This window comes from Brucella sp. IR068 (genome assembly GCF_049065885.1).
GTDB classification, from domain to species: Bacteria; Pseudomonadota; Alphaproteobacteria; order Rhizobiales; family Rhizobiaceae; genus Brucella; species Brucella intermedia.
This window is the reverse complement of the sequence record NZ_JBAKHE010000006.1, coordinates 107780-131857: the sequence shown is the minus strand read 5'-3', so window position 1 is coordinate 131857 and position 24078 is coordinate 107780. Positions and strand designations below refer to the sequence as shown.

The window sequence follows — 24078 nt, the reverse complement described above, 5'->3', positions numbered from 1 at the left end:
GTGGAAAATCCAGCTGAAAATAATGAAGGCGGCGATGCTATCGTCGCCTTCCGCCCAATCGTCGCCTTCCGCGATGTGAGCAAGGTCTATCCGAACGGCACGCAGGCGCTTCGCGACGTGTCGTTTTCGATCCGCGCAGGCTCCATCCACGCCATTTGCGGCGAGAACGGTGCCGGCAAATCCACGCTCATGAAAATCCTGTTCGGCATCGAAAATGCCACGGCGGGCGAAATCGTCGTCGATGGACAGCATATTGCATCCTGGTCGCCGGAAGATGCCGCGGCCAAGGGCATCGGCATGGTTCACCAGCATTTCTCGCTCGTGCCGACCCTGACGGTCACTGAAAATATCATTCTTGGCCATGAGCCGGTGAAGGCCGGGCTGATCGACCGCGCGGGTGCGCGCAAAATGGTCGAAGCGCTGATGCAGCAATACGACCTGCACGCCGACCCGGATGCGATCACCGGCGCGCTTTCCGTCGCCGCCCAGCAGAAGGTCGAAATCCTCAAGGCGCTGGCCCGCCGCACAAGGCTCCTGATCCTCGACGAGCCGACCGCCGTTCTCTCTCCGCCGGAGATCGAGGAACTGATGCGCAAGCTGAAATCGCTGCGCGACGAAGGCATTACCATCCTCTTCATTTCCCACAAGCTGAACGAAGTGCGCGAACTGGCCGAAAACGTGACGGTGCTGCGCGCCGGTGCCGTCGCCGGGACCGAAAAGCTCGCCGACGTGCCGGACGATGCCATCATGCAGATGGTGATGGGCCACGCGGTCGACATACCGCAACGCGCCCACAAGCATGGCGCGATGAAAACCGTTCTCGACATGAAGGACGTCACGACCAGGGCAGCCGATCCGGCTGACCGCATCAAGGATGTGAGCCTGACCATCGGCGCGGGCGAGATCGTCGGCGTTGCCGGTGTCGATGGGAGCGGCCAGCGTGGCCTCGTTTCCGTGCTGTCCGGCCTTGCTGAAGCGGCAAGCGGCGCGATCAGCCTCAACGGCAAGGACATGCTGCGCGCCGACACGGCAAGCTGGCGGAGGCAGGGCCTTGCCTATCTGCCAGCCGACCGCTTTTCGCAGGGCGGCGCGCCCGGCCTGTCTCTCGCCGAAAACGCGATAGCCGGAGCCGGATCGATTACCGCCGACAGGCAGATTTTCCGGGGACCGTTCCTGCGCTGGAACGCCATCAAGGCCCGCGTCAGCGGCATGATAAGGCAATATTCGGTGCGGGCGGGCGCGATTACCGAACGGCTCGATTCCCTTTCCGGCGGCAATGCGCAGAAGCTGATCGCCGCGCGCGAGCTTGCCACCAATCCGAAATTCCTGATCGCCGACCAGCCGACGCGCGGCATCGATGTCTCGGCGGCAGCCTTCCTGCATCGCCGCATCGACGAAGTGGCGCAGGGCGGCTGCGCCGTGCTGCTCGTCAGCGCCGATCTCGATGAATTGCTGCGCTTGAGCGACCGCATCGTCGTGCTCTTCAACGGACGCATCGTTGCCGTTCTGCAAAACGGACCAGACATCACACCGGCTGCTCTTGGTCCTTATATCCTGGGGACACGAGCATGATCCCAAAAAGTGTAAAACGGTTTTTGGATAAGATCATGCTCAAACAGAAAGCTGCCGCCTGATGCGCAGATTCATATCCTATCTCATTCCATTCTTCCTGACCGTGCTGGTGATCGGCGTCATCATGGCGGTGCTGCTGGTGCCGCTGGCGCTGATGCAGGACAATCCGGCGGCGATCCTCAAAACCTTCTTCCTCGGACCGTTCGGCAGCATTCGCCATATGGGCAATGTGGTGGAGGCGGCAACGCCGATCATGCTGACCGGCCTTGCGATCACCATCCTGTTCCGCTCCGGCCTGTTCAATCTCGGCGCGGAAAGCGGCTTCTTCCTCGGTGCGCTTGGTGCTGTGGCGGGTGCTGTCCTGCTTCCTTCGCTCGGCTGGTTCTCGCTGCCGGTGGCCATCCTCTGCGGCGCGGTCGCAGGCAGTTTCGCCTGCACCATCCCGGCGGCGCTGCGGCTGCGGTTCGGCGCCTCGGAAATGGTGACGTCGCTCGTCCTCAACTATGCCTTCCTGTTTCTCGGCCTCTTCGTCCTCAACTATGTCATCCGCGATCCGGCAGCGGGCGGGATGATGTCGCTCAAGATACCCCCGGACGCCAAGCTCGACCGCCTGCTTGCCGGGACGCGCCTCAACAGCGGCTCGATCATCGCGGTTCTTGCCTGCATCGCTGGCGGCATCTGGCTTTACTGGACGCGCTCTGGCCTCAATATCCGTATTGCGGGCTCAAGCCCCGGCTTTGCAAATCACCTCGGCCTGCCGCTGAAACGCATCGTCATGCGGGCGCAGATCGTCGGCGGACTGGTGGCCGGCATGGCCGGAGCGCTGGAAGTGCTGGGCCTTCATGCCCGCTTCGCCTGGCTGGACCTGCCCGGCTATGGCTGGACCGGCCTCGTCGTCGCCATCCTGGCGCGCGAAAACCCGTTCCTGCTCATTCCGTCGGCACTTTTCCTCGGCTTCGTGCAGGTGGGCGGCGATCTTCTGGCCCGCAACATGAACATCCCGACCGAAGTGGTGGGGCTGGTGACCGCGGCGATCATGGTGGGCGCGACGGCAAGCGTCATTCACAATCATCCGACCGTCTTGCGGCTGATCCGCAATCTTCGCAATCGCGATGCAGACCAGGCCGCAGTGCAGCCGGGAGTACAGGCATGAGCACCGTTCTTGCACAGATTTTCGACCCGCATTTCATCGGCACGATCCTGCGTGTGGCGACACCATTGCTGCTGGCCGCTCTGGGCGTGATGATTTCCGACCGGGCGGGCGTGCTCAATATCGGCATGGAAGGCATGATGCTGGTCGCGGCCCTCATCGCCGTTCTGGCCAGCGCCGCAACGGGAAGCCCGGCCATCGGCCTGCTGGCGGCGCTTGTCGTGGGCGCGCTTCTGGGCTGGCTCATGTCGCTTTCGGTCAACCGGCTCGGCACCGATCTCATCATGACCGGTATCGCGCTCAACATCGCGGCTGCGGCGGCAACGACGCTCGGGCTTTATCTCGCGACAGGCGACAAGGGCATGTCCGGCGCGCTGAAAAGCGGGGCCCTGCCAAGCCTTCCCGTGCCCTTCATCGGCAATATCCATGTGCTCACCTTCGCGGCCCTTCTGGCCGTCCCGGCGGTCAGTCTCCTCATGATGCGCACGCGCTTCGGCCTGCATCTGCGCGCCACCGGCGTCGATCCGAAATCGGCGCGCGCCGCAGGCATCCAGACCGGCCGCGTGCAGATGATGGCGCTCGTCCTGTCCGGCCTCTTCGGCGGTGCCGCCGGTGCCTATCTGTCGCTTGGTTATGTCACCTGGTTTGCCCAGAACATGACCGCCGGTCGCGGCTTCATCGCCATTGCGGCGGAAGTCATGGGACAGGGGACCGCATGGGGAACGCTCGTGGCGAGCCTGGTCCTGGCGGCGGCGGAAGGTTTTGCCATCACGCTGCAAAGTCTTGGCCTGCCTTTCGAACTGATGCAGATGATCCCTTATCTCGTCCCGGTCGTCGTGCTGACGGTCCATGCGGCGCGGCGCCAGCGCCGCGCCCGCCTGCTGAAGAAATCCTGATAATGAACATCGAAACGAGAATGACATGAAAGCTTGGGAACTGACCCGAGACCTGCTGCGCGACACGAAACCGGTGGTACGCACGGCGGAGGAACAGACCTGGGATGCGAGCGCCGTCATGAAGGCGCAGGACGATCTCATGGCCATGTTCTGGAAAAGCAATGTGCCGGGATCGGCTGCGCCTGAATGCCTGATGGCGGGTGCGCTGCAATCGCTGGAAAACAAGGGCTTTGTCCTTGCGCGTTATGAAGAACTGCTTCGCGACGGGCTCGCCGCACTTGAACGCGGCGACTTCGAGACGCTCTATCGCATCGACATGCGCCTGCGCGTCCTGATGCGCGCCGCACGTCCCGATCCAAACCATCCGTCGCAAAAAACCGTGCGCTATGGCACGTGGGACGAGTTCGACGCCGCCGTTCAATGGCCCGACGATGTGCTCTATGCCATCCAGTCCGATGATTTCCGCGACCGCACCGCCGCCGCCTGGATGGCGCAGCTTGTCGGTGCGGCGGCTGGCACGGCGCTCGAAGGCTATACGGCGGAAAACATCGCCGAGGTCTTCGGTCCGATCCGCGATTATGTGCGTGAGCCCAACACCTATAATGACGACATCACCTTCGAGATCGCCTTTCTGGAAGCCTTCGGCGACAAGGGTTCTGCCGTGACCAGCGCCGACATTGCCGAGCGCTGGACTTCGCTGATCCCGCTTGGCTGGTCGGCGGAGGCGATCGCGCTTTCCAACATGCGGCGCGGCCTCACCGCGCCTGAAACCGGGACGTCCGACAATCCGTTCGATGAGTGGATCGGCGCACAGATGCGCGGCACGATCTGCGGCATGGTCGTACCGGGCCGCGCCCGCGAAGCTGCCCGCCTCGCATGGATGGATGCGGAAATCTCCCATGCCGGAAACGGAATATTGGGCGAAGTTTTCAACGCCGTCATGGCGGCGCGCGCCTTTGCTGTTTCCGACACGCGCGAACTGCTCGTTTCGACGGCAGCACTTTTCCCGGTCGAGACCGAATATGGTGCGGTTCTGGCCTTCGCGCTCGATGCCTGCCGCTCCGCCGGCAACTGGCAGGATGCATGGGCGAAATGCGATGCGGAATATGCCGAATATAACTGGATTCACGTCTATCCGAATGCAGCCGCACAGGTCATCGCGCTCTGGTTCGGCGAAGGCGACTTCGACCTTACGCTCGAAATCGTCTGCGGCATCGGCCATGACGTCGACTGCAATGCGGCGCAGATTCTCAGCATGATCGCCATCCAGCACGGCTCCGGCATCATCGCCGAACGGTGGTCGAAGCCGCTTCTGGCCGACGACATCGTCACCTATATGCGCCGCCCGGCGAAAATCTCCTTCGACGCACTTGTCGACCAGACGGTCGATGCGGCGCGCAACGCAGTTTAAATCTTTTTACGCTTTTCCGGACGCAAAACCGCTTCACATTTTTGCTGGAAAAGCTTTAACGCAGAAAGACCCATCATGGCCCGTAAAATCATTATCGATACCGATCCCGGTCAGGACGATGCAGTCGCCATTCTTCTGGCTCTGGCAAGCCCGGAACTCGACATTCTCGGCATTACCGCAGTGGCTGGCAACGGCCCGCTAGCGCGCACCGAAGTCAACGCCCGCACCATCTGCGAAGTGGCGAAGAAGCCGGACACAAAAGTGTTCGCAGGCTCCATCCGTCCTCTGGTGCGCCCGCTCGTGACGGCTGAAAACGTGCATGGCAAGACCGGTCTCGACGGTTATGACCTGCCCGCCCCGACCATGCCGCTGCAGGCACAGCATGGCGTCGACTTCATTATCGAAACGCTGATGAAGGAAGAGCCCGGCACCGTCACGCTTTGCCCGCTCGGACCGCTCACCAACATCGCGTCCGCACTCATCCGCGAGCCGAAGATTGCCGGGCGCGTCAAGGAAATCGTGCTGATGGGCGGCGGTTATTTCGAAGGCGGCAACATCACGCCGTCGGCGGAATTCAACATCTATGTCGACCCGCATGCCGCATCGGTAGTGTTCAAATCCGGCATAAAAATCACCATGATGCCGCTCGACGTCACCCATAAGGTGCTGACCACCGAGAAGCGCATCGCCGCCATTCGCGGCATCGGCACCCATGTCGGCGAGGTGGTCGCCGCATGGCTTGAATTCTTCGAACGCTATGACGAAGCCAAGTACGGCACCGATGGCGGGCCGCTGCATGACCCCAATGTCATCGCCTATCTCATCAAGCCGGAACTTTATTCCGGACGTGAGTGCAATGTGGAAATCGAGATCAATTCGGAACTGACCATCGGTGAGACGGTCGTGGACTGGTGGGAAGTAACCGACCGTCCGAAGAACGCGCTCTTCATCAAGGATGTGGATGCAGACGGCTTCTTCAAACTGCTGACCGAGCGTCTCGCAACGCTTTGATTTTTTCAGGACACGATCCCGAAAACCGGAAGTCCACCTTTCGGGATCGTGTCTCAAATCACAATTTTGCCACAAATAAGCCGCGAGTGCCTTAATTTCGTTGTTTCTTCGCCATGTTTTAAGTGGTGTTTTCGAGCATTTTTTCGCTCAAATCGCGTGAAAGCGGCGCAAATCGCCGCCAATCTTCGCTTCGTCACAATTTGCGAAAGCCGGTTCAGGTCTGGCTTTGCAGAAGCGCTGCCACTTCCGCAGCGGTCGGCGCGGCGCTTCCCGCACCCGGTCTCGTGACCGCAACCGCACCCGCCGCCGAACCATATCGCACGCAATCGTGCAGGGAACGGTCCTGCGAATAGGCGACCGCGAAACCGCCATTGAAACTGTCGCCAGCGGCGACCGTATCCACCACATCGACCTTGAACGGCGCGAAATGTTTCACCTCGTCCGCTGTCACCAGCAGCGCGCCACGGCTTCCAAGCTTGACGATGACCATCTTCGGCCCGCGCTCCAGAAGATTTCGGGCTGCGGCTTCCGCCGAAGCCAGATCGGTCGGCTCGATGCCGGTGATTTCGGCGGCTTCCGTCTCGTTGGGCGAGATGATGTCGCTGAGCGCAATCAGATCGGCCATGCGGCCTGCATCGCCGACCGGGGCCGGATCTAGCAGAACGCTGCCGCCTGCCGCACGCGCGGCCTTCGCCACGGCCAGATTGGCTTCATGCGGAACCTCGCGCTGCAGCAGCGTGATCTTCGCCCTGGCAATATCGGCTGCATAGGCATCGATGTCTGCAGCCGACCAGCGCGCATTGGCTCCGGCACAGACCGCGATCGTGTTCTGTCCGGCTTCCTCGACCTGAATGATCGCCATGCCCGTATCGACACCGTCGATCACGCGCACGCTTTCGGTATTGAGGCCGAATTCCTGCATCTGCTTCACGGCCAGTTCGCCAAAGGCATCATTGCCGACAGCGCCGACGAAGCGAATGTCACCGCCAAGCTTTGCGACCGCAACCGCCTGGTTGGCGCCCTTGCCGCCGAGGCCGATGCCATAGCCCGATGCATTCACGGTCTGTCCCGGACGCGGCAGCGCGGCCATCCGCGCGCTGACATCCACATTCACACTGCCGAAAATAAAAATCTTCAACGGTTTTCTCCATAGCTTTGTCGCGGCACCTTAACCGGGCCGAAACAAAACTTCCACGCCGGGCTTGTCGCCATGCACAGAGAGAAAAGGGGCTCGCGCACCCAAGCCCTGTTCGTCAATGCGGCTCCGCCCCTGATTGCAGTTCCCGCTTCAGCAGTTTTTCGAGCCAGTCGGCAAAGACCTGAAGCCGACGGGAAAGATGCTGGCGGTGTGAATATAGAAACGTCATTCGCATCGGCGCGGCGCGCATATCGGCCATTACCTCGATCAGTTCGCCGGCTTCCAGATGGCGTCTGACGTCGTAGGCCGGAATCTGGATGAGGCCGAGACCGGCAAGACAACAGGCGATATAGGCTTCGGCGCTGTTGACGGTGACGCGGCCGCGCACCGGAATCGATCGCGTTGCGCCAGCTTCGCTCCACTCCCACGGCTCGACGCGCCCGCTCGACGGCGAGGCATAGTTGATGGCCCAATGGGCGGAAAGGTCATGAGGCGTTTCGGGAATACCGTACCGCTCAAGATAGGCGGGGCTCGCAACGTTGATCAGCGGAAGCTCGCCGAGCGATCGGGCGATCAGCCCGGAATCCGTCAATGGTCCCACGCGCAGAACGCAATCGACACTCTCTTCGACAAGATTGACGGCGCGATCAGTCACTCCCAGATGTATATCGATTTCCGGATAGGCATCCAGAAACTCGGGCAGGGCTGGCGCGATGATCAGACGTCCGATGCGGCCGGGAACGTCGATCCGCAACGTGCCGGATGGCGTCGCGGTATTCCGAAACAGATTTTCCGCTTCCTCCATATCCGCAATCAGACTCAGGCATCGTTCATAGAAGGCGGCGCCATCCTGCGTCGTCGACACGCTTCTGGTGGTCCGGTGGAGGAGCCTCGCCCCGAGGCGCCCCTCCAGCTCGAGAACCGCCGCCGAAACAGAGGAACGCGGCACGCCGAGCGTATCGGCGGCGCGCGTAAAACTCGAACATTCGACGACACGGGCGAAGATACGAAAGAGGTCGATGCGATCCAAGATAATCTGCCTCCATTGTCCGTCAAACCTGACAGGTGTTGTCAGAATGACGGTCTTTATAGCGCTATCCTAGACGATACTCTTCGGATTTGAAAGCGGCTGCATGGCGCAGCCGCATCGGAAAAGAAGGTTGAAGCCATGACGGACCACAGCATCAAGGGCAAAACGGTTATCATCGCCGGTGGCGCCAAGAACCTCGGCGGATTGATCGCGCGCGATCTTGCGGAACACGGGGCAAAGGCGATCGCAATTCATTATAACAGCGCAGCGTCCAAAGCGGACGCGGACGCCACTGTCGCCGCCGTGAAGGCCGCAGGCGCGCAAGCGGTTTCCTTCCAGGCCGATCTCACCACCGCCGGTGCGATGGAGAAACTGTTCGCCGATACGGTTGCCGCCATCGGACGTCCCGACATTGCCATCAACACGGTGGGCAAGGTTTTGAAGAAGCCGATCGTCGAAGTTTCGGAAGCCGAATATGACGAGATGACCGCCGTCAATTCCAAGTCGGCCTTCTTCTTCCTGAAAGAAGCAGGGAAGCATGTCAACGACAATGGCAGGATCTGCACACTGGTAACCTCGCTGCTGGGCGCCTACACGCCGTTCTATGCAGCCTATGCAGGCACCAAGGCCCCGGTAGAGCATTTCACGCGCGCGGCTTCCAAGGAATTCGGCGAACGCGGCATTTCAGTAACCGCCATTGGTCCCGGCCCGATGGACACGCCATTCTTCTATCCGGCGGAAGGCGAGGACGCGGTGGCCTACCACCGGACTGCGGCGGCACTCTCCGGCTTCTCCAAGACCGGCCTCACCGATATCGAGGACATCGTTCCCTATATCCGCTTCATGGTTTCGGAGGGCTGGTGGATGACCGGGCAGACCATCCTCGTCAATGGCGGCTATACGACCAAGTAGAGCATTTCCAGCAAAAGTGTGGAGCGGTTTTGCGCGGGATAATGCGTGAGAACGATAAGACAGAGCATTTCCAGCAAAAGTGCGGAGCGGTTTTGCGCAGGATAATGCGTGAAACAATGAGATGGAGCATTTCCAGCGATTCAATCCCAACTGGAAATGCTCCAGGGTCAATGGCGGCCTGCCGATGCAGGGACAGGCCGCCATACGGCTCGCTGAAAATCGAGGAAGGCCTATTCGGCCTTCGGGAATTCGCCCACTTCCAGCAGGACGAACTCATTGTCATCCACCTTGTCGAGCGCGCGGCCTGCCGAGAACGGCAGATTGTTGTCATTGCCGACGACGATATGCGTTTCGTCCACGCGGTCCACATTCTCGATGGTCAGGAACGGCATGTCGTAAATGCCCTCGCGTCCACCCTGACGGCGCTTGTTTTCCGGGTCGGCAATGGCGAGCAGGTCGATATAGCCGATCTTGCGCACGTCCTTGCCGACATTGCTGTCGTCGAAAGCGATCTTGTAGATGCGCTTCACCTTCGACGGCACATCGAAACAATCTGCCTGCGGCTTCTTCGGATCGGCGCAGGCCTTGTCCGCCGTGCCGACGCCATTATCGCGCTCGATGACCAGCGCCGTGGTTTCATCCAGCATGTTGAAATCGCCGATGGCTTCGCCGCCTTCGGCCAGCGGATAGAGCCAGGACCGGCCCGTCCACTTCTTGTCGGCGACGCTGAACTCGATGACGCGCAGGCCCGTCTTGCCGCTCTCGGTCTTTTCCGGCGCACCGTCGACGAAAAGCGGGCCTTCCAGAAGCCCATAAAGCTTCGTACCGTCCTTCGACATGGCAAGACCTTCGAAGCCGCCGGAACGCTTCAGATTATAGGCCGGGAGCTTGAGGCTCGGATTGGCGGGCAGAGCGAGCTTCGGATTGTCAGGCGAGACAATTTCCTTCTCGCCGACGAAAGTCGGGAACACATCGGTGAGTTTGCCGTCCGTGTCGAATTTCAACAGGAACGGACCGAATTCCTCGCCGACCCAGAAACCGTCCGCCACCGGCTGGATGGATTCCACGTCGAAATCCGCGCCCGTCAGATAGCGCTTTTCCGCGCCTTCCATGACGATGGGAAACGGAGCCTTCCTGTCTGGATCGCTCAGGAACACGGTCTTTACGCGCTCCACCGTTCCCTTGTCCCAGTCGAACTTGACATTGTGCAGCATCAGCATGGCATCCGGCGAATTGAGTTTTGAGCCGAAACCATTGTCGGACAGCGACCAGAAGCTGCCGTCTTCCATGGTCTTGATGCCGGAAAAGCCCTGCACCGGCTGGCCGTCGAACGGCACCGAAAGGCCGGTCTTGCGCACGCCGTCCTTGCCTTCAACCGTGCCGATGCCCTCGGCGCGCTTGCGGTCGGCGGTGGTGAACTTGCCGGATGTCTTCAGGTGTTCTGCCGCATCCTCCGGCGCAGCGATGATGGTGTTCGCCGGCAGGATGGCATGGGCCTTGAGCGTTGCGGGAAAAGCCTTTTCTTCAGCGGAGGCCGGAAACGCCAATGCGACGGCACCGGCAAGCATGGTAGAGGCGACAAGACGCGATATCATGATAAGTCCCCGTTGGATTGGAAATACAGGGATGGAATTAGGCTGGCTTTGTATCGCTGGCTTGACGCTTCCATGAAGCTTTGACGAAGGTCCCCGGCTTTCACCGGGGGCCACCGTCTCATCAGGTCATTTTACCAGGGCGCTGAGATGCTAACGCATCACGCCCTGAAAATGCCCAGTCGCCGCACGGGCTTAACCAAAACTCGATGAGTTTGACTCATCGAGTTTTGGTATTACACCGCGATCTTGCCGCCGCCCTGTTTGGTGATGGCCACCACGGCAGGCCGCACCGGCATATCGTCCTTGAAGTCCGGCCAGCGGGTGGACAGATCCTCATAATAGGACGGACGGCCATGACCGTCCCAGTCCTCGCCGCCATCGCCCGGATGCTGCACGGCGACAAAGGCCGTTTCATCGTCCGGTGCGAACAGCGGACCGCACATTTCCGCGCCCACCGGCACGCGGTAGAACAGTTTCGAGGTTGCGCGCGCATCGCCTTCCGTGTCGACGGCCCAAAGCCCGTCGGTGCGGCCTGTATCCTTGTTGCTGTTGCCATCGGTTGCGACCCACAGCCGACCGGCGCTGTCGACGGCGGCATTGTCCGGCATGCCGAACCAGCCATTGCGCGTCGTATCGGTGGAGAAGCTGGCGCCAACTTCGGCAACGGAAGGATCGCCGCATTTCAGCAGCACTTCCCACTTGCCGGTCGTGGCGGCAAAATCCTGCCCGTCTTCCTCGATCTCGATGATATGGCCGAAGGCGTTCTTGGCGCGCGGATTGGCGGCATCCACCTGATCGTCCTTGCGCTTGGTATTGTTGGTGAGCATGACATAGACGCGGCCATTGACCGGGTTCGGCTGCACGTCTTCCGGGCGGTCCATCTTGGTGGCGCCGAGAAGATCGCCAGCGCGGCGGGTTTCGATCAGCACATCGGCCTGGCTCTTGAAACCGTTCTGTTCGGTGAGCGGACCCTGTCCGAACACCAGCGGCATCCACTCCACCTTGCCGTCCTCATGGAACTTCGCCACGTGCAGCGTGCCTTCATCCAGCAGGTCCATATTGGCGGCGCGGTCATCAGGGTTGAACTTGCCCGCCGTCACGAACTTGTAGACATAATCGAAGCGTTCGTCGTCGCCCAGATAGAAGACCACGCGCCCATCCTTGCTGACGATGGATTCCGCTCCCTCGTGCTTGAAACGGCCAAGCGCGGTGCGCTTCTTCGGCATGGAGTTCGGATCGGACACATCCACCTCGACGATCCAGCCGAAACGGTTCGGCTCGTTCGGTTCCTTGGAAACGTCGAAACGGTCGTAGAAACGGCCCCATTCATACGAGCCTTCGGGAATGCCCATGCGCTTGTAATTGGCCGCTTCCGCGTGGCCTTCCGGCAGTTCACCAATGAAATAACCGTGGATGTTTTCCTCGGCCATGATGTAGGTGCCCCATGGGGTGACGCCGCCCGCACAATTGTTGATCGTGCCGAAGACCTTGGTGCCGGATGGATCGGCATTAGTCTTGACGCGATCATGACCCGCGACCGGCCCGCTCAGCACCATCTCGGTATTGGAGGTGATACGGCGGTTCTTCGCGCCGTCGAGCACCGGCTGCCATTTGCCGTCCTGCTTGCGGATCTCGACAATCGTGCCGCCATGGGCGGCCATTTCGATATCCACCTGCTCCTTGGAAAGCGGAGCCTGCTCCACCTTGCCATCGACGATCTTGACGAGACCGGGGAACATCAGGTGCGGATTGGTATATTCGTGGTTGACGACCAGCAGCCCGTGTTCGGGCGAACCGTCGATGGCGATATAGCCGACATAATCATTATTGTAGCCGAACTGGCGGGCCTGCGCCTCGGCGGACTGTTTCGCCGGGTCGAATTCCGGCGCATCAGCGAAAAGCCTGTCTCCCCAGCGCAGAAGCACATCGGCATCATAGCCTTCCGCGACATGATGATGGGCGTCCACACCGGCCTCGACTTCCTTGAACGAAAAGGCCGAACCGGATGCGGCGCGCGCATCGCCAGCACTCATGAGGGCGAGCGGGCTGACCGTTGCCGCAATGGCCGAGACGGCGAGCGATCCACGCAGAAAGCCACGGCGGGAAAAGCGGCGGCTGATGATTTCGCCCATGGTGGGGTTATCGGACGGATTGCGCGGATCGGCATCGGCTTCTTCCAACTGGCTGGTCTTGAACAGACTTTGCTGGGAAAGATTGTCTGACATTGCTGGCTCCCTATCGAACAGTGAAGCTGCAAATTAGAAGCAGTTCATGACAGACGGACGACATTGTCCCAGTCCTTGGTCCCAGTCCTTGGCCACAGTCCTTGCCTTCCCGTGATGCCGGGCTGCCAAGAAAACCTGTCAGGAATAATTCTGCGGACCAGTAGAATAATTTTGCTGGCGAAAGCGCTTTCCGATAAAACCGTCCCGATTTCGTCCTTTGAGGGGTTGACGATGACCGACATGACGGCCGCACGGCGCAATATTATTATCCTGACGATTGCACAGGCGCTTGGCGCCTCCAGCCCGCCCATCGTGATTTCGCTGGGTGGCCTGGTCGGCCAGAAACTGTCTTCCGATCCCGCCCTCGTCACGCTGCCCGTCAGCCTGTTCAATCTCGGCCTTGCGCTGGGCACGCTGCCAGCGGCCTTCTTCATGCGCCAGTTCGGACGCCGCAATGCCTATATGCTCGGCGCGCTTGTCGGCGCCTCGGCGGGCGTGATCGCAGCCGCAGGCATTTTTGCGGCATCCTTCCTCATCTTCTGTCTCGGCACGCTCACCGCCGGTTTTTATGCCGCCTATGTCCAGAGCTACCGCTTTGCCGCCACCGATGCGGCGACCGGCGACATGAAGGCCCGCGCCATCTCATGGGTGATGGTCGGCGGGCTCGTTGCGGCCATCGTCGGGCCGCAGCTCGTCATCTGGACACGCGATACCATTCCGGATGCGATGTTCGCGGGCAGTTTCCTCAGCCAGGCGGTTCTGGGCCTGCTCGCCCTCCCCGTCCTCTTCATGCTGCGTGCGCCTAAGATCCGCAAAGACCCGAACGTGGTCCATGATACAGGCCGTCCTCTCGGCGAAATTCTCCGCTCGCCGCGCTTCATGCTTTCCGTGGCCGCCGGCGTCTGTTCCTATGCACTGATGACATTCGTGATGACGGCTGCGCCCATCGCCATGGTCGGCCATGGCCATTCCGTCGATCATGCAGCCCTCGGCATCCAGTGGCACGTGCTTGCCATGTTCGCCCCGAGCTTCTTCACCGGAAGGCTCATCACCCGTTTCGGCAAGGAAAAGATAACCGCGCTGGGGCTGGTGTTGATCGCCTTTTCCGCCATCATTGCGCTCGGCGGCTTCGATGTCGGCCATTTCTGGGGAGCGCTGATCTTCCTCGGCATCGGCTGGAATTTCGGTTTCATCGGCGCGACCGCCATGGTGACCGACTGCCACACGCCGGCTGAACGCGGCAAGGCACAGGGCGCCAATGATTTCATCATGTTCGGCACCGTGGCCTGTGCTTCCTTCTTTGCCGGCTCGCTCCTGCATTCCTCCGGCTGGGAAACCATCAACTGGCTCGTTTTCCCGATCGTCGCCCTCGTTCTGGTGCCGCTCATCCTGCGCCTGAAGCCGAAAGAGGCTGTCGCAGAAGCCTGATCGGTCAAAAGCCCCGCTCTTTCATCCAGAGCCTGCCGCCTTCGGACACTGCGTCATAGACAGCGCCACCGAGGGCGGCGCCTATATCCGTATGCAAGCCTGCGTAGGATGCCCCGTCTCCCCGCTCACCAGGCGGCGCGGAAACCGCGATGCAATCCGTGCCGGTCCCTGTCGAGACCCTGCCGCCGACATCGAGCCCAAGTTCCATGATGGCTGCGGTGCGGGCCTCGGCGGCAATCGACATTGCCTCCAAATGGGCCGCGACCGACAAGGGCCTGTCGATATGAACCAGAAGATTGATGGTTCCGGCGGGCATAATCATCTGCGCGCGTTCCCCCACCCTCCCCGCATTGGTCAGGCCGACAGTGGCAAGGCAGGCGGCATGTGCCTCGCCGGAGCGCCGTGTTGCGACATGATGCTTCTCCACGTTGCGCGACGTCATCATCTGCACCGCTTCGCCATAGCCGGCTTCCGCCAGTTTCGCCTCAAGCAAACGCACCGGGTCCACATCCAGTGTCAGATCGTCATTGCGCACTTCCAGCCAGGCGACGGAGCGCGCCCGGACGAAACCCGGACGGGTCAGCGACCAGCTCAGAATGTCTTGCGGTTCGCGAAACTCAGCCGCGAGGACCGGGCGGAAACAATGGATCGTGAAAGGCAGCATGAGCAATCTATCGCAGATCAGCGTGAAGTGCGCGACCAGCGCCTTGTCGCCATTTGCCATCATCCACAGGACCGCCGCAGGGGCAACATAACCGGCGCGGCGATAAAGCACGGCTTCGTGACTTGGCCACCGTTGCGCAAGGCGATATGGATCGCGGAATATTGTTTCGCGCGTCTTGAAACGGACAAGCGGTTTGCTCTGGATTGCGTCATGATCAACGATCTCACCGATGAGATATTCTGGATATTCACCATCGGGTGCTGCATCCTTTTCATCATGCGCCTTCTGTCGCCTCCCCCACGTCACAAGACTGACCAGGCGCAGGACCTCAACACATTGCGCCCTCGCCGCCGTTCGCGTCGTCGTCGCTTTCAGGCACTGGACTGAGTTTTCTTCCCCGCCCATGCTTTCCGGCGCGTTTTATAGCGGTAGCCCGACGGCCCTGATCGACGCCTCCACAAGCGGCGCTGACAATTCTCAAGCAATGTTCAAAGCCAACAGCCCATGAACCTCCAAGGCGGGTTGGAAGCCTTCCCGGCCTCTTTTACGGTTCCTTGATCTTGTTAAACTTCATGAACGATACGAAACCTAAAAGGCAGTTCAGTTTTGTCATGCTGACTGGACTTTTTATGGTTAACGAACCTGTCCATTGAGCGCGGCCATCAGCATTGGCCTTATCGAGAAAGAGCCATTGGCAGCCTTTTCCGTCAAAATGCGCAGATAGCCTCCAGCAGACTGAATTTGCTCAAAGCGCTGCAGGATATAGGCAATCACGATCGACGCATTATAGGGTCCAAGAACCTTCTTTGCGAGATCATAGAGCTTTCCATCGATCCCGAGGAAGGAGCGTACTTTCTCTGCCGTATTGGCGAGATCCTGCCAATGCCGAATGGAACTGACCGCATAGGCCGTGATCTCCGGACAGGAGCGAAGCACCATGTCGAGCGAAACCGTGGGTTCTGTTGGAGCGCTGGTGATTTCATTTACGCGCTGGTCGATAAATTCAGCCGTTGCCTTTTCAAAATGGGAATCTGGATTCGATTCAATTTGCTGCCGCTCATTTTGAGATTCATTGCCGCGCAAATTCTGAACATTTTCATGAATTTTCAATGCGTTATCGATTTCCGTACGAATTGCCTGCAAGGATTCGACCAAAGCTGCCAGCTCTTCCTGCTCCGCACGGCGCGGAATGCTGTCGACGATCAGGCGAAAGCGGTGACGGATGTCCTGCCAGTTACCGGCAAGCTGTTCCTCGGCGGCGAATTCGACAAGCTTGGTGATATCGCGGCGCAGCAAGGTCAGCTGCTCGCGCATTTCACGCAATGCAGTCTTTCCCGCCCTCACCTGTTCCGCAGCTGTTTCCAGTTCACAGGCACGGGCCAGAAGCGGCGCCAGTGAAAAGCCGAAAGCAATCTGCACGTCTCCGCCCTTGGCGCGACGCGCATAACGCTTGCCATTCGGGCTGTCCTGCCGAAGGATGAAACCGGCATCGACCAGCGCAGCCAGATGACGTCGCAAGGTCGCATCCGCCATGCCATGGGCGCGCAATGCCAGTTGCTTGTTGGAGGGAAACACGATCAGGCTGCTCTGCGTATTCAGTTCCGTTTCCGGATAGAATGACAGGAGCGCCGAAAGAACCGCCAGAGAGCGATCATTCAGGCCGAACAGCGTCTTTGCCTCACACAGCCAGCGATGCAGCTGCCACTTGTCGGCAACCGTTCCAGGCGCAATTTGCCGTGTGTTCTGTTGACTTGCCAGCAAGGCAAGCGTCATCCTTCGACTGCCAAACGGCGTCGAGGCCAATTGAATCTCCATTTTCTTTCACCTTCCACAAGGCAAAAGAAATCCACCCGCCGAAATGACGCTAATAGCACTTGACAGTGATTCGTGGATTTGCGATTCTCTAGCTGCTAAACCAATGAGAAGGGCTTCCACACGGCGACGTTTGGGGGCCTTTTTCTTTTGCTGTCTCGTTCCTTTTCCTGAACAGTTTCGACGCAAACACTCTTACAAATTCAACTGAGCATGTCCTAATCCGAACCGGTTCCCGTTCCCGTTCCCGTTTCCGTTTCCGGTTTTCGGGAAGACATGCCTTACACAATCAGACCGCAGCAAAGCCGCTGGTCAGTACGCTACTCACTTCTCCTCGTTGCGGAACGACGCATAAAGCTCATCCAGATTGCGAGAAAGCCATTCGGCAAAACGCGGCCCGTTGGCGGCACTGAGCGCCAATGTGGCCGACTTGCCATTCTGTTTGATAACCGCGCTGACGGACTTGTCAGAAGCCGTCCAGCTGGTTCCGGGCCGCAGAGCCGCCTTGGTGACGGGTTTCTTCTGCTTTCCGCCTTTCAGATAGCCATAGAGCTGCTCGAAACGATCGACAGACGACGCCTTTTCAAAGGCCGAAGTCGCCAGAAGTTCTTCCGCAGCATCCTTCTTGCCCGGTATTTCGATCAGCTTGCGCAATTCCAGCCAGCGATCACGCCCGATACCCTTGGCCGGACCCACGGCCAGGAGAATATGCTCCGGAATGGCCTTCGGAATGGTCAGCATCTTCGACAGGGTCTGGTAATCTACCGTCAACGCCGCCTGTATGGCTTCACGTTCGAAGCCCAGCGCCTCAAGACGCGCCGCAAAGAAGACACGCTCGATGAAGCTCAGATTGGCGCGGGCGGAGTTTTCCTGGCCCTGGCTCAGAATATGTTCCAGATCGGCGAGGGGCTTGATGACCGCCTTGACCTTGATACCAAGTTCCCGGGCAACCCGCGCACGGCGGTGGCCGAAGACGATCATATAGCGGCCGCTGGTCTCTGGATGCGGACGCACGAGGATAGGACTGTCCTGCCCACGCTCGCGAATGGCTTCCAGAAGTTCGCGATATTCCTCGTCATCCGTTTCAGGCAGGCGATCCGCCACGAAAGAGACATCCAGCTGTGCGGGATCAAGCTCGACAATGGTTTCGCCATCGAGCTTCTGGGCCGCCTGCTTTGCCAGTTCGTCAATCGATGCGGAAAGGGATTTGGCGGCACCGAACCGGCGCGATACGTTTTCGACCGGCTGAGAGGCCTGTTCAGCCGCCGGTTGGTCCCGCATAACGCTTTCAAATATGTTCTTTCGTGCCATTCCTGTATCCTCAAACCGGTCAGAGACCTGATTTTATTCAATATTCGCCGCTTTAGACGGCAGTCTAACGCCCCCATGCCTCATGAACGAGGCCGCGAATTTCCGAATTGACCGCTTCCATGGCTTCCATGGCGCGATCATAGGTACCGCGATTCATCGATGAACGCTCAACCTCGTAAAGCGTCTGCTTGGTAAGACCGGCATCGGAGATAGCCGTCGATTTCAACATCTGGTGCTTGAGCATATGCGAAGCGAGCATGCTTTGCATGAAGCCGACCATCTGCGCCTGCGGCACGTCGGTCGGTTCGTAACGGGTGATCAGATAGCGGAACCAGTCGAGCTGCACCGCGCCGCCGGCCTGACGGACCGTCTTGAGAATATCGCCGAGCATCAGCAGGAACTGCGACATGGACATCAGGTCGAGCATTTGCGGATGAACGGTAATCAGCACCGAAGTCGCTGCGGAAAGCGCCGTCAGCGTCAGATAGCCAAGTTGGGGAGGGCAATCGATGACCACGACGTCATAATCGCTGTCGACATCGGCGAGAGCTTGCGCGATGCGGTTCCAGAATGTCTTGCCCTCGCCGCCATTCTGCATGGCGAGCGGCGTGTCATATTCATATTCCTGCAGCTCGAGCATGGCGGGAATGATGTCGAGGCCGGGGAAGTTCGTCCGCCGGATAACCTCACGGATGGGTTTCCTTTCGGAATCGTAACGAATGGCTTCATAAAGCGACGGAAACTCGTCGAGTTCCGGCTGGATGCCGTGCAGGGCGGAAAGCGAAGCCTGCGGATCGAGATCGATGGCCAGCACGCGATGGCCGGTCAGCGCCATATGCTGCGCCAGATGCGCAGCCGTCGTCGTCTTCCCGGAACCGCCCTTGAAGTTGACGACGCCGATGACCTGAAGCTTTTCATTGCCGCGACGATGCGGAACGTAGCGCTTCACTTCGGCGCGGCCGTTCTGGTCGAGCCACTGGCGCAGTTCCTGAATCTGCTCGCCACTATAGGCGCGGCGGCCACCTGTTAGAATGGTCGGCTCGACACCCTTGCCTTCAAGATGTAATTTCTTGAGATTGCTGGGAGAGACACCGAGGAAATAGGCAGCCTCGGCCATCGAAAACTGGCGCAGCATGTTCTTGCGCGCATCCGGCGGAAAGTTTTCGTGACGCAGCAGATTGAGCTTGCGAGAAATCTCGCGCCCTTGCGATAATATCATGTCGTCAAACGACAAGGCTGCTGCCGGATTTGCGATATTCATTTGCTTGGTGTCCCTAGTGACGGCATTGGAACTGATACCGCCTAAATACCGTCATTATGTCCGATTCTTATTCTATCGCAAGGGGCAGCCGAATTAACAAAGAGTTAGCGCCGGTATTAAAATTAAGCGAAATTTTATCGATTCGCTGCCGGTTCTGCTATCCTTTTGTTTTTATGATCTTTTATCGGTTTTAGACGGCGGTCTATAAACCGGAACCCTGAACCAGCCTGGAATTTCAATCGAGAAGAGTCCTGTTTCCACACCGGAGCGACATCGCTTTATAGGGGACAAAGCTTGTTCGGCCGATTCTCTGCTAAGTTCCGGCGCCGTGATCATTGCGAAGCCGAAATGATACAAAGCGGCGCGGGGAACTGCCCATTTCGGCGTGTCAAAAGACGCGTGTTAAGGTCGTCTGAGGCCGAGGGGAGGCCGTGGCGTCTCCACTGGTCGGCACCACCTTCATTCTCCGTCGTAGATACGATCGTTCAAGACGGTCTGCGGTGGTCCGCTTGTTAACTGGGCCGCGAATAGCGGTAACCGATATTGGTCCGGGCTGCTGCGGCCAGCGTCGGGAAACGAAGGACTGAAATCCAATATTGAATAATAACCCCTGTGCAGTTCCTCCGATCAATCCAGACGGTGAGGCTGCGTTGCGCGGAAGGTGAAGGGGGCGTTCAGCATGCACCGGTTTTGAGCCGGGTTCACTTCTATGAAGTTCTGCCGCTGGGGCCACGCGCTGTTCTCCGGAAGAGGGGAGCGAGTGGTTTCACCCTTACTGCTTGTCCCGCTTCGTGCTTTCAGGGGGTGGATTTCTTAACCAAATCAGGCTAGCTTGGACAGTATCAGTCAGGTCCTGCCGACCTCCGAAGATTGAGCGCGCAGCGCCGCCTCCCAATCCCTATCGAAAGCCCCCTTGCGATCGTCGCTCGAACAAAACCTAAGGGGGTTTTAGGTTTAATACGGCTTCAAAAGGCGATAATTTTCAGCGGGATATAGAGCGGGATATGAGGTCTCCGAGGCGTGCTTTTTCATGCGCTGGTAAGCCTCTGAAGAACTCTGACAACTGTGCGATAAGCCTGATTGTTTACAGGGTGGCGGTCCTTGAACCGGACCATTCCGCGAGCGGTTCGCTAACACTGTTCGCAAAGCGAAACCGCCGGAATCCTTTTCCGCTCGGAGGCAGATTGTTCAAAGGTGCTGAACTGAGTGGGTTCCGCCTGCTTCGCTACCTTCATTCACGTCGCTTGCTTTATTCTCGTCCGTGTTTTCCCACCAGTCGCCGAGGGCATCGATGAGCGGCACCAGTCTTTCGCCCGCTGGCGTCAGGTCGTACTCGACACGAAGCGGATAACCGCCGAACTCGGTGCGCCGGACAATGCCGGCCTCTTCGAGCTTGCGCAGTTCCAGTGTGAGCATCTTGTGCGAGATCGTGGGATTATCCCGGCGAAGATCGCTGAACCGTTTTGTCCCTTCCTGAAGATAATAAATGAGCAGGGTCGGCCAGCGGCCGCTCAGGACCTGCATGACTTCTTCGATCGGGCAGCGGGAAACAAGGTCTTTCATCGGCAGCTCCTGGTTACAAAAAGGTGCGTAATTTACTTGGCGGAGCGATGTTTTATGGTCCGGCTTCGCTGCGCAGCGTGATCAGAAGACATCACGGAGAACACCAAACATGGAACCGATCCTTATATATGGCTTCCCGGCCGGAAGCTCCATGGGACTTGTCGCAGCTCTGGAATGGCTGGGCAAGCCTTACAGGCTGTGCCGGGTCGACATGCTGACCGAGATGCGGGAGCCTGCTTACAAGCGGATCAACCGCCGGGTCGAGACGCCCGCCTTCGTCACGGATGAGGGGCGGGTCGTGACCGAAAACATGGCTATCGCCGCCTGGTTGGAGGCGCGCGACACCGAGCGGCGGATCAGCTTCGATCCGTTGTCGCGCGAAGCCGACCGGATGCATCAGCTGATGGGGTTCATCAACACCGGCTTTACCGGCATGTTCGGCCCGCTTTGGGCTGCGATGGAAATGCAGTCGCCTGACCCTGCGATGAAATCGGCGCTGACCCGATGGGGTGGCGAACGCGTCATCGAGCGGCACGACCGGCTTGAAGAAATGATCGGTGCCACCCTTTTTCTGGTCGCCGACCGTCCGACGCTGGCGGACGCCCTGCTGGTTGGGGTTGCCCGCTGGCTGGACTTTCACCAGGTGGCAGACGCCGCACGCTGGCCGAAGCTTGCCGCCGTGAGAAGCCGTATCGAAGCCGATCCCGCTGTCATCCATGCAATGGCGCTGGAAAGGGGCGAGGCCTTGCCGGGCAACGGAGCCTTTCAGGGCCATGTCGGTCTGGAAGAACTGATCGAACAGTTTGGCGCGAAATAGCGATCACGATGCGCAGCGACCCCCAGCAACGGCAGCTGCGCATCACCCGGCAGCAGCGGGCGCTTCTCATGGAACCGGGAGTTGGCGGCTGATTGCTGCCATTCCTGTTTTTGAATGACGCCCACTGGAGTAGACGATATTATCCGGATATAGATCGGCCGGTTTTGATAATTTGCGATAGACAAGTCTCCGTTGAAGAGGAATTCTGGCGTTCTTTGGCAGCAGACAACGCAAACAACTTCGAAACGGCCATGACATCGATATTCAACGTCAGCCTATCCGGCAAATCCTGGAATGATGAGCAATAACAGGCCGCGACAAGACCCAGCCCTGTTGCGCCGCCTGCTCAGGGCCAAAGACAGGCTGGATGCCGCCTCGCATGAGCCCTGGCCGGTGCGCCGGCTGGCGCAGGTGAGCGGTGTCTCGGAGGCTCATTTCGCCCGCGCGTTCAAGATCGCATTTGGCGTGCCGCCGCACCGCTATCTCCTCTCGCGGCGCATCGAGCGCGCGAAGGCATTACTGCGTGACACCGACAAACCGGTGATCGAAATCGCGTTTATCACAGGTTGGGCAAGCCTCGGAACGTTCGGGCGCGTTTTCCGCGATATCACGGGCGAAAACCCCTCCGACCTTCGTGCCCGCGAGCGGGCGGGTTCGCACAGGCTGGAGCACGTGCCACATTGCTTTGTCAGTGCAGCGTATCGCCCGGACCTCACAATAGCAGTTTCGGAGAAGCGGCGCCAAGATAAGGCTGATACACAGAACCCATGACAACAGGAGAGCAGTCATGGAGAGAGCAGTGATGGACCAGGGAGTAGGGGTGGCGGGCATTTACGTGCGTGACCAGGATGAGGCCATTGATTTCTATGTAGGAAAACTTGGGTTTGCCGTTCACACCGACGTCAAGAACGGAGACTACCGCTGGCTGACAGTGCAGCACCCGGACCAGCCTCACTTCCAGCTTGGGCTGTTCCGGCCCCAGCCGCCCACTGTAGATGAGACGACCGCGCGATTGCTTGACGAGGTCGTCGCGAAGGGCGCGATGCCGCCGCTGGTGATGGTGGTCAAGGACTGCCACGCTACGCATGAGGCATTCGCGGCAAAAGGCGTCGAATTCATTCAGGAACCGATCAGCCGCTTCGGCAGCGTCGATGCGAGTTTCCGCGATCCCTCCGGCAATGGCTGGAAATTGGTTGAGGCGCGGTGAGGCTGCCTGACCTTGGTCATTTACGGGCATTTGCTGGATTTAATCCGGTGTAGACCGATGCCCTGCGGACCAAGGTGAGCGCGGCACAGGCGTAGCTGGCCGACAACCCGATTGTCGGCCGAACCAAAAACTCATCCAATGCTTAAGTGCCCAACCGGTACGCTGGTCACGAGAGAATGACAGGGATATTGGCTTCCTCGAGTATGCGGGCCAAAATCGGGGCTGGCGTTTCATTCGTTACCAGGGCGCTTACGTCGCGAACCGAACCAAGCTTCACCATGGCGCGCCTGCCGAACTTTGAGCTGTCGACTGCGAGCAATTTGTGTGCAGCTTGTCCAAGCGCTGCGGAAACGACGGCGACTTCGGTATGGTCGTCATCGCATAGATCGCCGTCATCATCGATGCCGCTCACCGAGATGATTGCATAGTCGAATTTGAAACGCCGAATGAATTCCGGTGTGTCTTCCTGAAACATTCCCCCATCGATAGGGCGCACGAAGCCGCCGGGAACAGCGAGCGTGAAATCCGTCTTCTCGCTGATGATGGCGGCGGATCGCAAGCTGTACGTGACGAGGTGCAGCCGCTCCCTGCTGACGAGCGCATTGGCAATCGCTTCACATGTTGTGCCGGTATCGAGGAAAACGGTGGCGCCATCGGGAATGAGCGCGACGACAGCTTCGGCAATTCGCACCTTCTCGTCGGCCCGATCATGTCTGCGCTGACGGTAGGTCACGGGATCGAGCGGCGTCAGTTGCGACACGCCGCCATGCAGTTTCCGGACTTTGCCCCGATGTTCCAGGTCCGCAATGTCGCGCCGCGCCGTCTGGGTGGTGACATGGAACCGTTCTGCGATCTCTTCAAGAGAAACATAATGGCTGTTTTCAATCCATTGCAACAATGCCTGCTGCCGGATTTCCTTCTTCTTGCCACCGGGACCGGAAAGTTCGCTCATGGTAGTCGTTATGTCCTTATGCGCCTGATCACTCTGATCCATCTCTCATTTCCAGGTTGAATGAGGCGAGGAAATCGTGGGGTTAAAATAGCAATATCTGGGTGAATCGATTAGCGAATAAAA

20 protein-coding genes are annotated in these 24078 nt (G+C 59.3%); 10 read left to right on the top strand and 10 right to left on the bottom strand.

Annotated elements, in window-relative coordinates:
* The 5 genes from ACOWVS_RS12090 (at position 1) to ACOWVS_RS12070 (ending at position 6040) form a co-directional block, all read left to right on the top strand.
* A complete protein-coding gene (locus ACOWVS_RS12090) occupies positions 1-1572 on the top strand; it encodes an ABC transporter ATP-binding protein (protein WP_063621222.1) in 1572 nt (523 codons plus the stop codon).
* A 61-nt stretch (positions 1573-1633) separates the two neighbouring features.
* A complete protein-coding gene (locus ACOWVS_RS12085) occupies positions 1634-2725 on the top strand; it encodes an ABC transporter permease (RefSeq protein ID WP_006470776.1) in 1092 nt (363 codons plus the stop codon).
* Positions 2722-3618: an ABC transporter permease gene (locus ACOWVS_RS12080; protein WP_006470775.1), complete on the top strand. Its 897-nt coding sequence runs from the start codon at positions 2722-2724 to the stop codon at positions 3616-3618. Before ACOWVS_RS12085 ends, ACOWVS_RS12080 begins: the two co-directional genes overlap by 4 nt.
* Positions 3619-3643: 25 nt before the next feature.
* The gene (locus tag ACOWVS_RS12075) at positions 3644-5029 is read left to right on the top strand and encodes an ADP-ribosylglycohydrolase family protein (protein WP_006469580.1); all 1386 of its coding nucleotides are present in this window, start codon (positions 3644-3646) and stop codon (positions 5027-5029) included.
* Between the two features lie 75 nt (positions 5030-5104).
* Positions 5105-6040, top strand: coding sequence for a nucleoside hydrolase (locus tag ACOWVS_RS12070; RefSeq protein WP_006469581.1), 936 nt, complete (start codon positions 5105-5107; stop codon positions 6038-6040).
* A 214-nt stretch (positions 6041-6254) separates the two neighbouring features.
* Here the strand turns inward: ACOWVS_RS12070 and rbsK are convergent, their stop codons facing one another.
* Together rbsK and ACOWVS_RS12060 are read right to left on the bottom strand one after the other, a co-directional pair.
* Positions 6255-7130 (bottom strand): ribokinase, encoded by an 876-nt coding sequence (gene rbsK / locus ACOWVS_RS12065; protein WP_235691713.1) that lies wholly within the window; start codon positions 7128-7130, stop codon positions 6255-6257.
* Between the two features lie 163 nt (positions 7131-7293).
* Positions 7294-8208, bottom strand: coding sequence for a LysR family transcriptional regulator (locus ACOWVS_RS12060; RefSeq protein WP_006469583.1), 915 nt, complete (start codon positions 8206-8208; stop codon positions 7294-7296).
* Positions 8209-8346: 138 nt separating this feature from the next.
* Here ACOWVS_RS12060 and ACOWVS_RS12055 point away from each other — a divergent pair, with 138 nt between their 5' ends.
* A complete protein-coding gene (locus ACOWVS_RS12055) occupies positions 8347-9120 on the top strand; it encodes an SDR family oxidoreductase (protein ID WP_006469584.1) in 774 nt (257 codons plus the stop codon).
* A 230-nt stretch (positions 9121-9350) separates the two neighbouring features.
* On the opposite strand, the gene ACOWVS_RS12050 is transcribed toward ACOWVS_RS12055, so the two are convergent.
* Both ACOWVS_RS12050 and ACOWVS_RS12045 read right to left on the bottom strand, forming a co-directional pair.
* Complete coding sequence (locus ACOWVS_RS12050; RefSeq protein WP_075041751.1) at positions 9351-10715, bottom strand: esterase-like activity of phytase family protein; 1365 nt, start codon at positions 10713-10715, stop codon at positions 9351-9353.
* A 233-nt stretch (positions 10716-10948) separates the two neighbouring features.
* Positions 10949-12940: a PhoX family protein gene (locus tag ACOWVS_RS12045; RefSeq protein ID WP_006469586.1), complete on the bottom strand. Its 1992-nt coding sequence runs from the start codon at positions 12938-12940 to the stop codon at positions 10949-10951.
* A gap of 231 nt (positions 12941-13171) precedes the next feature.
* Between ACOWVS_RS12045 and ACOWVS_RS12040 the strand changes: the two genes are divergently transcribed.
* On the top strand, positions 13172-14368 hold the full coding sequence (locus tag ACOWVS_RS12040) for an MFS transporter (RefSeq protein WP_036564788.1): 1197 nt from the start codon (positions 13172-13174) through the stop codon (positions 14366-14368).
* A 4-nt stretch (positions 14369-14372) separates the two neighbouring features.
* On the opposite strand, the gene ACOWVS_RS12035 is transcribed toward ACOWVS_RS12040, so the two are convergent.
* The 5 genes from ACOWVS_RS12035 to ACOWVS_RS12015 form a co-directional block, all read right to left on the bottom strand.
* Positions 14373-15032: an adenosylcobinamide amidohydrolase gene (locus ACOWVS_RS12035; protein WP_170873251.1), complete on the bottom strand. Its 660-nt coding sequence runs from the start codon at positions 15030-15032 to the stop codon at positions 14373-14375.
* 633 nt (positions 15033-15665) lie between these two features.
* Entirely contained in the window at positions 15666-16847 is a 1182-nt protein-coding gene (gene repC / locus ACOWVS_RS12030) for a plasmid replication protein RepC (RefSeq protein ID WP_006469589.1), read from the bottom strand.
* A gap of 321 nt (positions 16848-17168) precedes the next feature.
* Positions 17169-18155 carry a plasmid partitioning protein RepB gene (gene repB, locus ACOWVS_RS12025; RefSeq protein ID WP_006469590.1) on the bottom strand — a complete coding sequence of 329 codons (987 nt, stop codon included), beginning with the start codon at positions 18153-18155 and terminating at the stop codon, positions 17169-17171.
* Between the two features lie 64 nt (positions 18156-18219).
* The gene (repA, locus tag ACOWVS_RS12020) at positions 18220-19416 is read right to left on the bottom strand and encodes a plasmid partitioning protein RepA (protein WP_006469591.1); all 1197 of its coding nucleotides are present in this window, start codon (positions 19414-19416) and stop codon (positions 18220-18222) included.
* 1188 nt (positions 19417-20604) lie between these two features.
* Positions 20605-20979 carry a winged helix-turn-helix transcriptional regulator gene (locus tag ACOWVS_RS12015; protein ID WP_006469592.1) on the bottom strand — a complete coding sequence of 125 codons (375 nt, stop codon included), beginning with the start codon at positions 20977-20979 and terminating at the stop codon, positions 20605-20607.
* A 109-nt stretch (positions 20980-21088) separates the two neighbouring features.
* Here ACOWVS_RS12015 and ACOWVS_RS12010 point away from each other — a divergent pair, with 109 nt between their 5' ends.
* The 3 genes from ACOWVS_RS12010 to ACOWVS_RS12000 all read left to right on the top strand — a co-directional run bounded on the left by ACOWVS_RS12010 (position 21089) and on the right by ACOWVS_RS12000 (position 23003).
* On the top strand, positions 21089-21796 hold the full coding sequence (locus ACOWVS_RS12010; protein WP_006469593.1) for a glutathione S-transferase family protein: 708 nt from the start codon (positions 21089-21091) through the stop codon (positions 21794-21796).
* 294 nt (positions 21797-22090) lie between these two features.
* The gene (locus tag ACOWVS_RS12005; RefSeq protein WP_006469595.1) at positions 22091-22567 is read left to right on the top strand and encodes a helix-turn-helix transcriptional regulator; all 477 of its coding nucleotides are present in this window, start codon (positions 22091-22093) and stop codon (positions 22565-22567) included.
* Positions 22568-22583: 16 nt separating this feature from the next.
* Complete coding sequence (locus ACOWVS_RS12000; protein WP_235693760.1) at positions 22584-23003, top strand: VOC family protein; 420 nt, start codon at positions 22584-22586, stop codon at positions 23001-23003.
* 166 nt (positions 23004-23169) lie between these two features.
* Here ACOWVS_RS12000 and ACOWVS_RS11995 read toward each other — a convergent pair whose 3' ends face one another.
* Positions 23170-23997 (bottom strand): DeoR/GlpR family DNA-binding transcription regulator, encoded by an 828-nt coding sequence (locus ACOWVS_RS11995; RefSeq protein WP_006469598.1) that lies wholly within the window; start codon positions 23995-23997, stop codon positions 23170-23172.
* Positions 23998-24078: the final 81 nt, after the last annotated feature.

What these genes read in the sequence shown, in the direction of transcription:
- ACOWVS_RS12000 (WP_235693760.1), top strand. Translation starts at nt 22,584, where the DNA reads ATGGAGAGAGCAGTGATGGACCAGGGAGTAGGGGTGGCGGGCATTTAC.
- ACOWVS_RS12040 (WP_036564788.1), top strand. Translation starts at nt 13,172, where the DNA reads ATGACCGACATGACGGCCGCACGGCGCAATATTATTATCCTGACGATT.
- ACOWVS_RS12050 (WP_075041751.1), bottom strand. Translation starts at nt 10,715, where the DNA reads ATGATATCGCGTCTTGTCGCCTCTACCATGCTTGCCGGTGCCGTCGCA.
- ACOWVS_RS12055 (WP_006469584.1), top strand. Translation starts at nt 8,347, where the DNA reads ATGACGGACCACAGCATCAAGGGCAAAACGGTTATCATCGCCGGTGGC.
- ACOWVS_RS12010 (WP_006469593.1), top strand. Translation starts at nt 21,089, where the DNA reads ATGGAACCGATCCTTATATATGGCTTCCCGGCCGGAAGCTCCATGGGA.
- ACOWVS_RS12080 (WP_006470775.1), top strand. Translation starts at nt 2,722, where the DNA reads ATGAGCACCGTTCTTGCACAGATTTTCGACCCGCATTTCATCGGCACG.
- repA (WP_006469591.1), bottom strand. Translation starts at nt 19,416, where the DNA reads ATGAATATCGCAAATCCGGCAGCAGCCTTGTCGTTTGACGACATGATA.
- ACOWVS_RS12075 (WP_006469580.1), top strand. Translation starts at nt 3,644, where the DNA reads ATGAAAGCTTGGGAACTGACCCGAGACCTGCTGCGCGACACGAAACCG.
- ACOWVS_RS12015 (WP_006469592.1), bottom strand. Translation starts at nt 20,979, where the DNA reads ATGAAAGACCTTGTTTCCCGCTGCCCGATCGAAGAAGTCATGCAGGTC.
- ACOWVS_RS11995 (WP_006469598.1), bottom strand. Translation starts at nt 23,997, where the DNA reads ATGGATCAGAGTGATCAGGCGCATAAGGACATAACGACTACCATGAGC.
- ACOWVS_RS12085 (WP_006470776.1), top strand. Translation starts at nt 1,634, where the DNA reads ATGCGCAGATTCATATCCTATCTCATTCCATTCTTCCTGACCGTGCTG.
- rbsK (WP_235691713.1), bottom strand. Translation starts at nt 7,130, where the DNA reads ATGGCCGCGCTGCCGCGTCCGGGACAGACCGTGAATGCATCGGGCTAT.
- ACOWVS_RS12035 (WP_170873251.1), bottom strand. Translation starts at nt 15,032, where the DNA reads ATGCTGCCTTTCACGATCCATTGTTTCCGCCCGGTCCTCGCGGCTGAG.
- ACOWVS_RS12005 (WP_006469595.1), top strand. Translation starts at nt 22,091, where the DNA reads ATGATGAGCAATAACAGGCCGCGACAAGACCCAGCCCTGTTGCGCCGC.
- repC (WP_006469589.1), bottom strand. Translation starts at nt 16,847, where the DNA reads ATGGAGATTCAATTGGCCTCGACGCCGTTTGGCAGTCGAAGGATGACG.
- ACOWVS_RS12045 (WP_006469586.1), bottom strand. Translation starts at nt 12,940, where the DNA reads ATGTCAGACAATCTTTCCCAGCAAAGTCTGTTCAAGACCAGCCAGTTG.
- ACOWVS_RS12070 (WP_006469581.1), top strand. Translation starts at nt 5,105, where the DNA reads ATGGCCCGTAAAATCATTATCGATACCGATCCCGGTCAGGACGATGCA.
- repB (WP_006469590.1), bottom strand. Translation starts at nt 18,155, where the DNA reads ATGGCACGAAAGAACATATTTGAAAGCGTTATGCGGGACCAACCGGCG.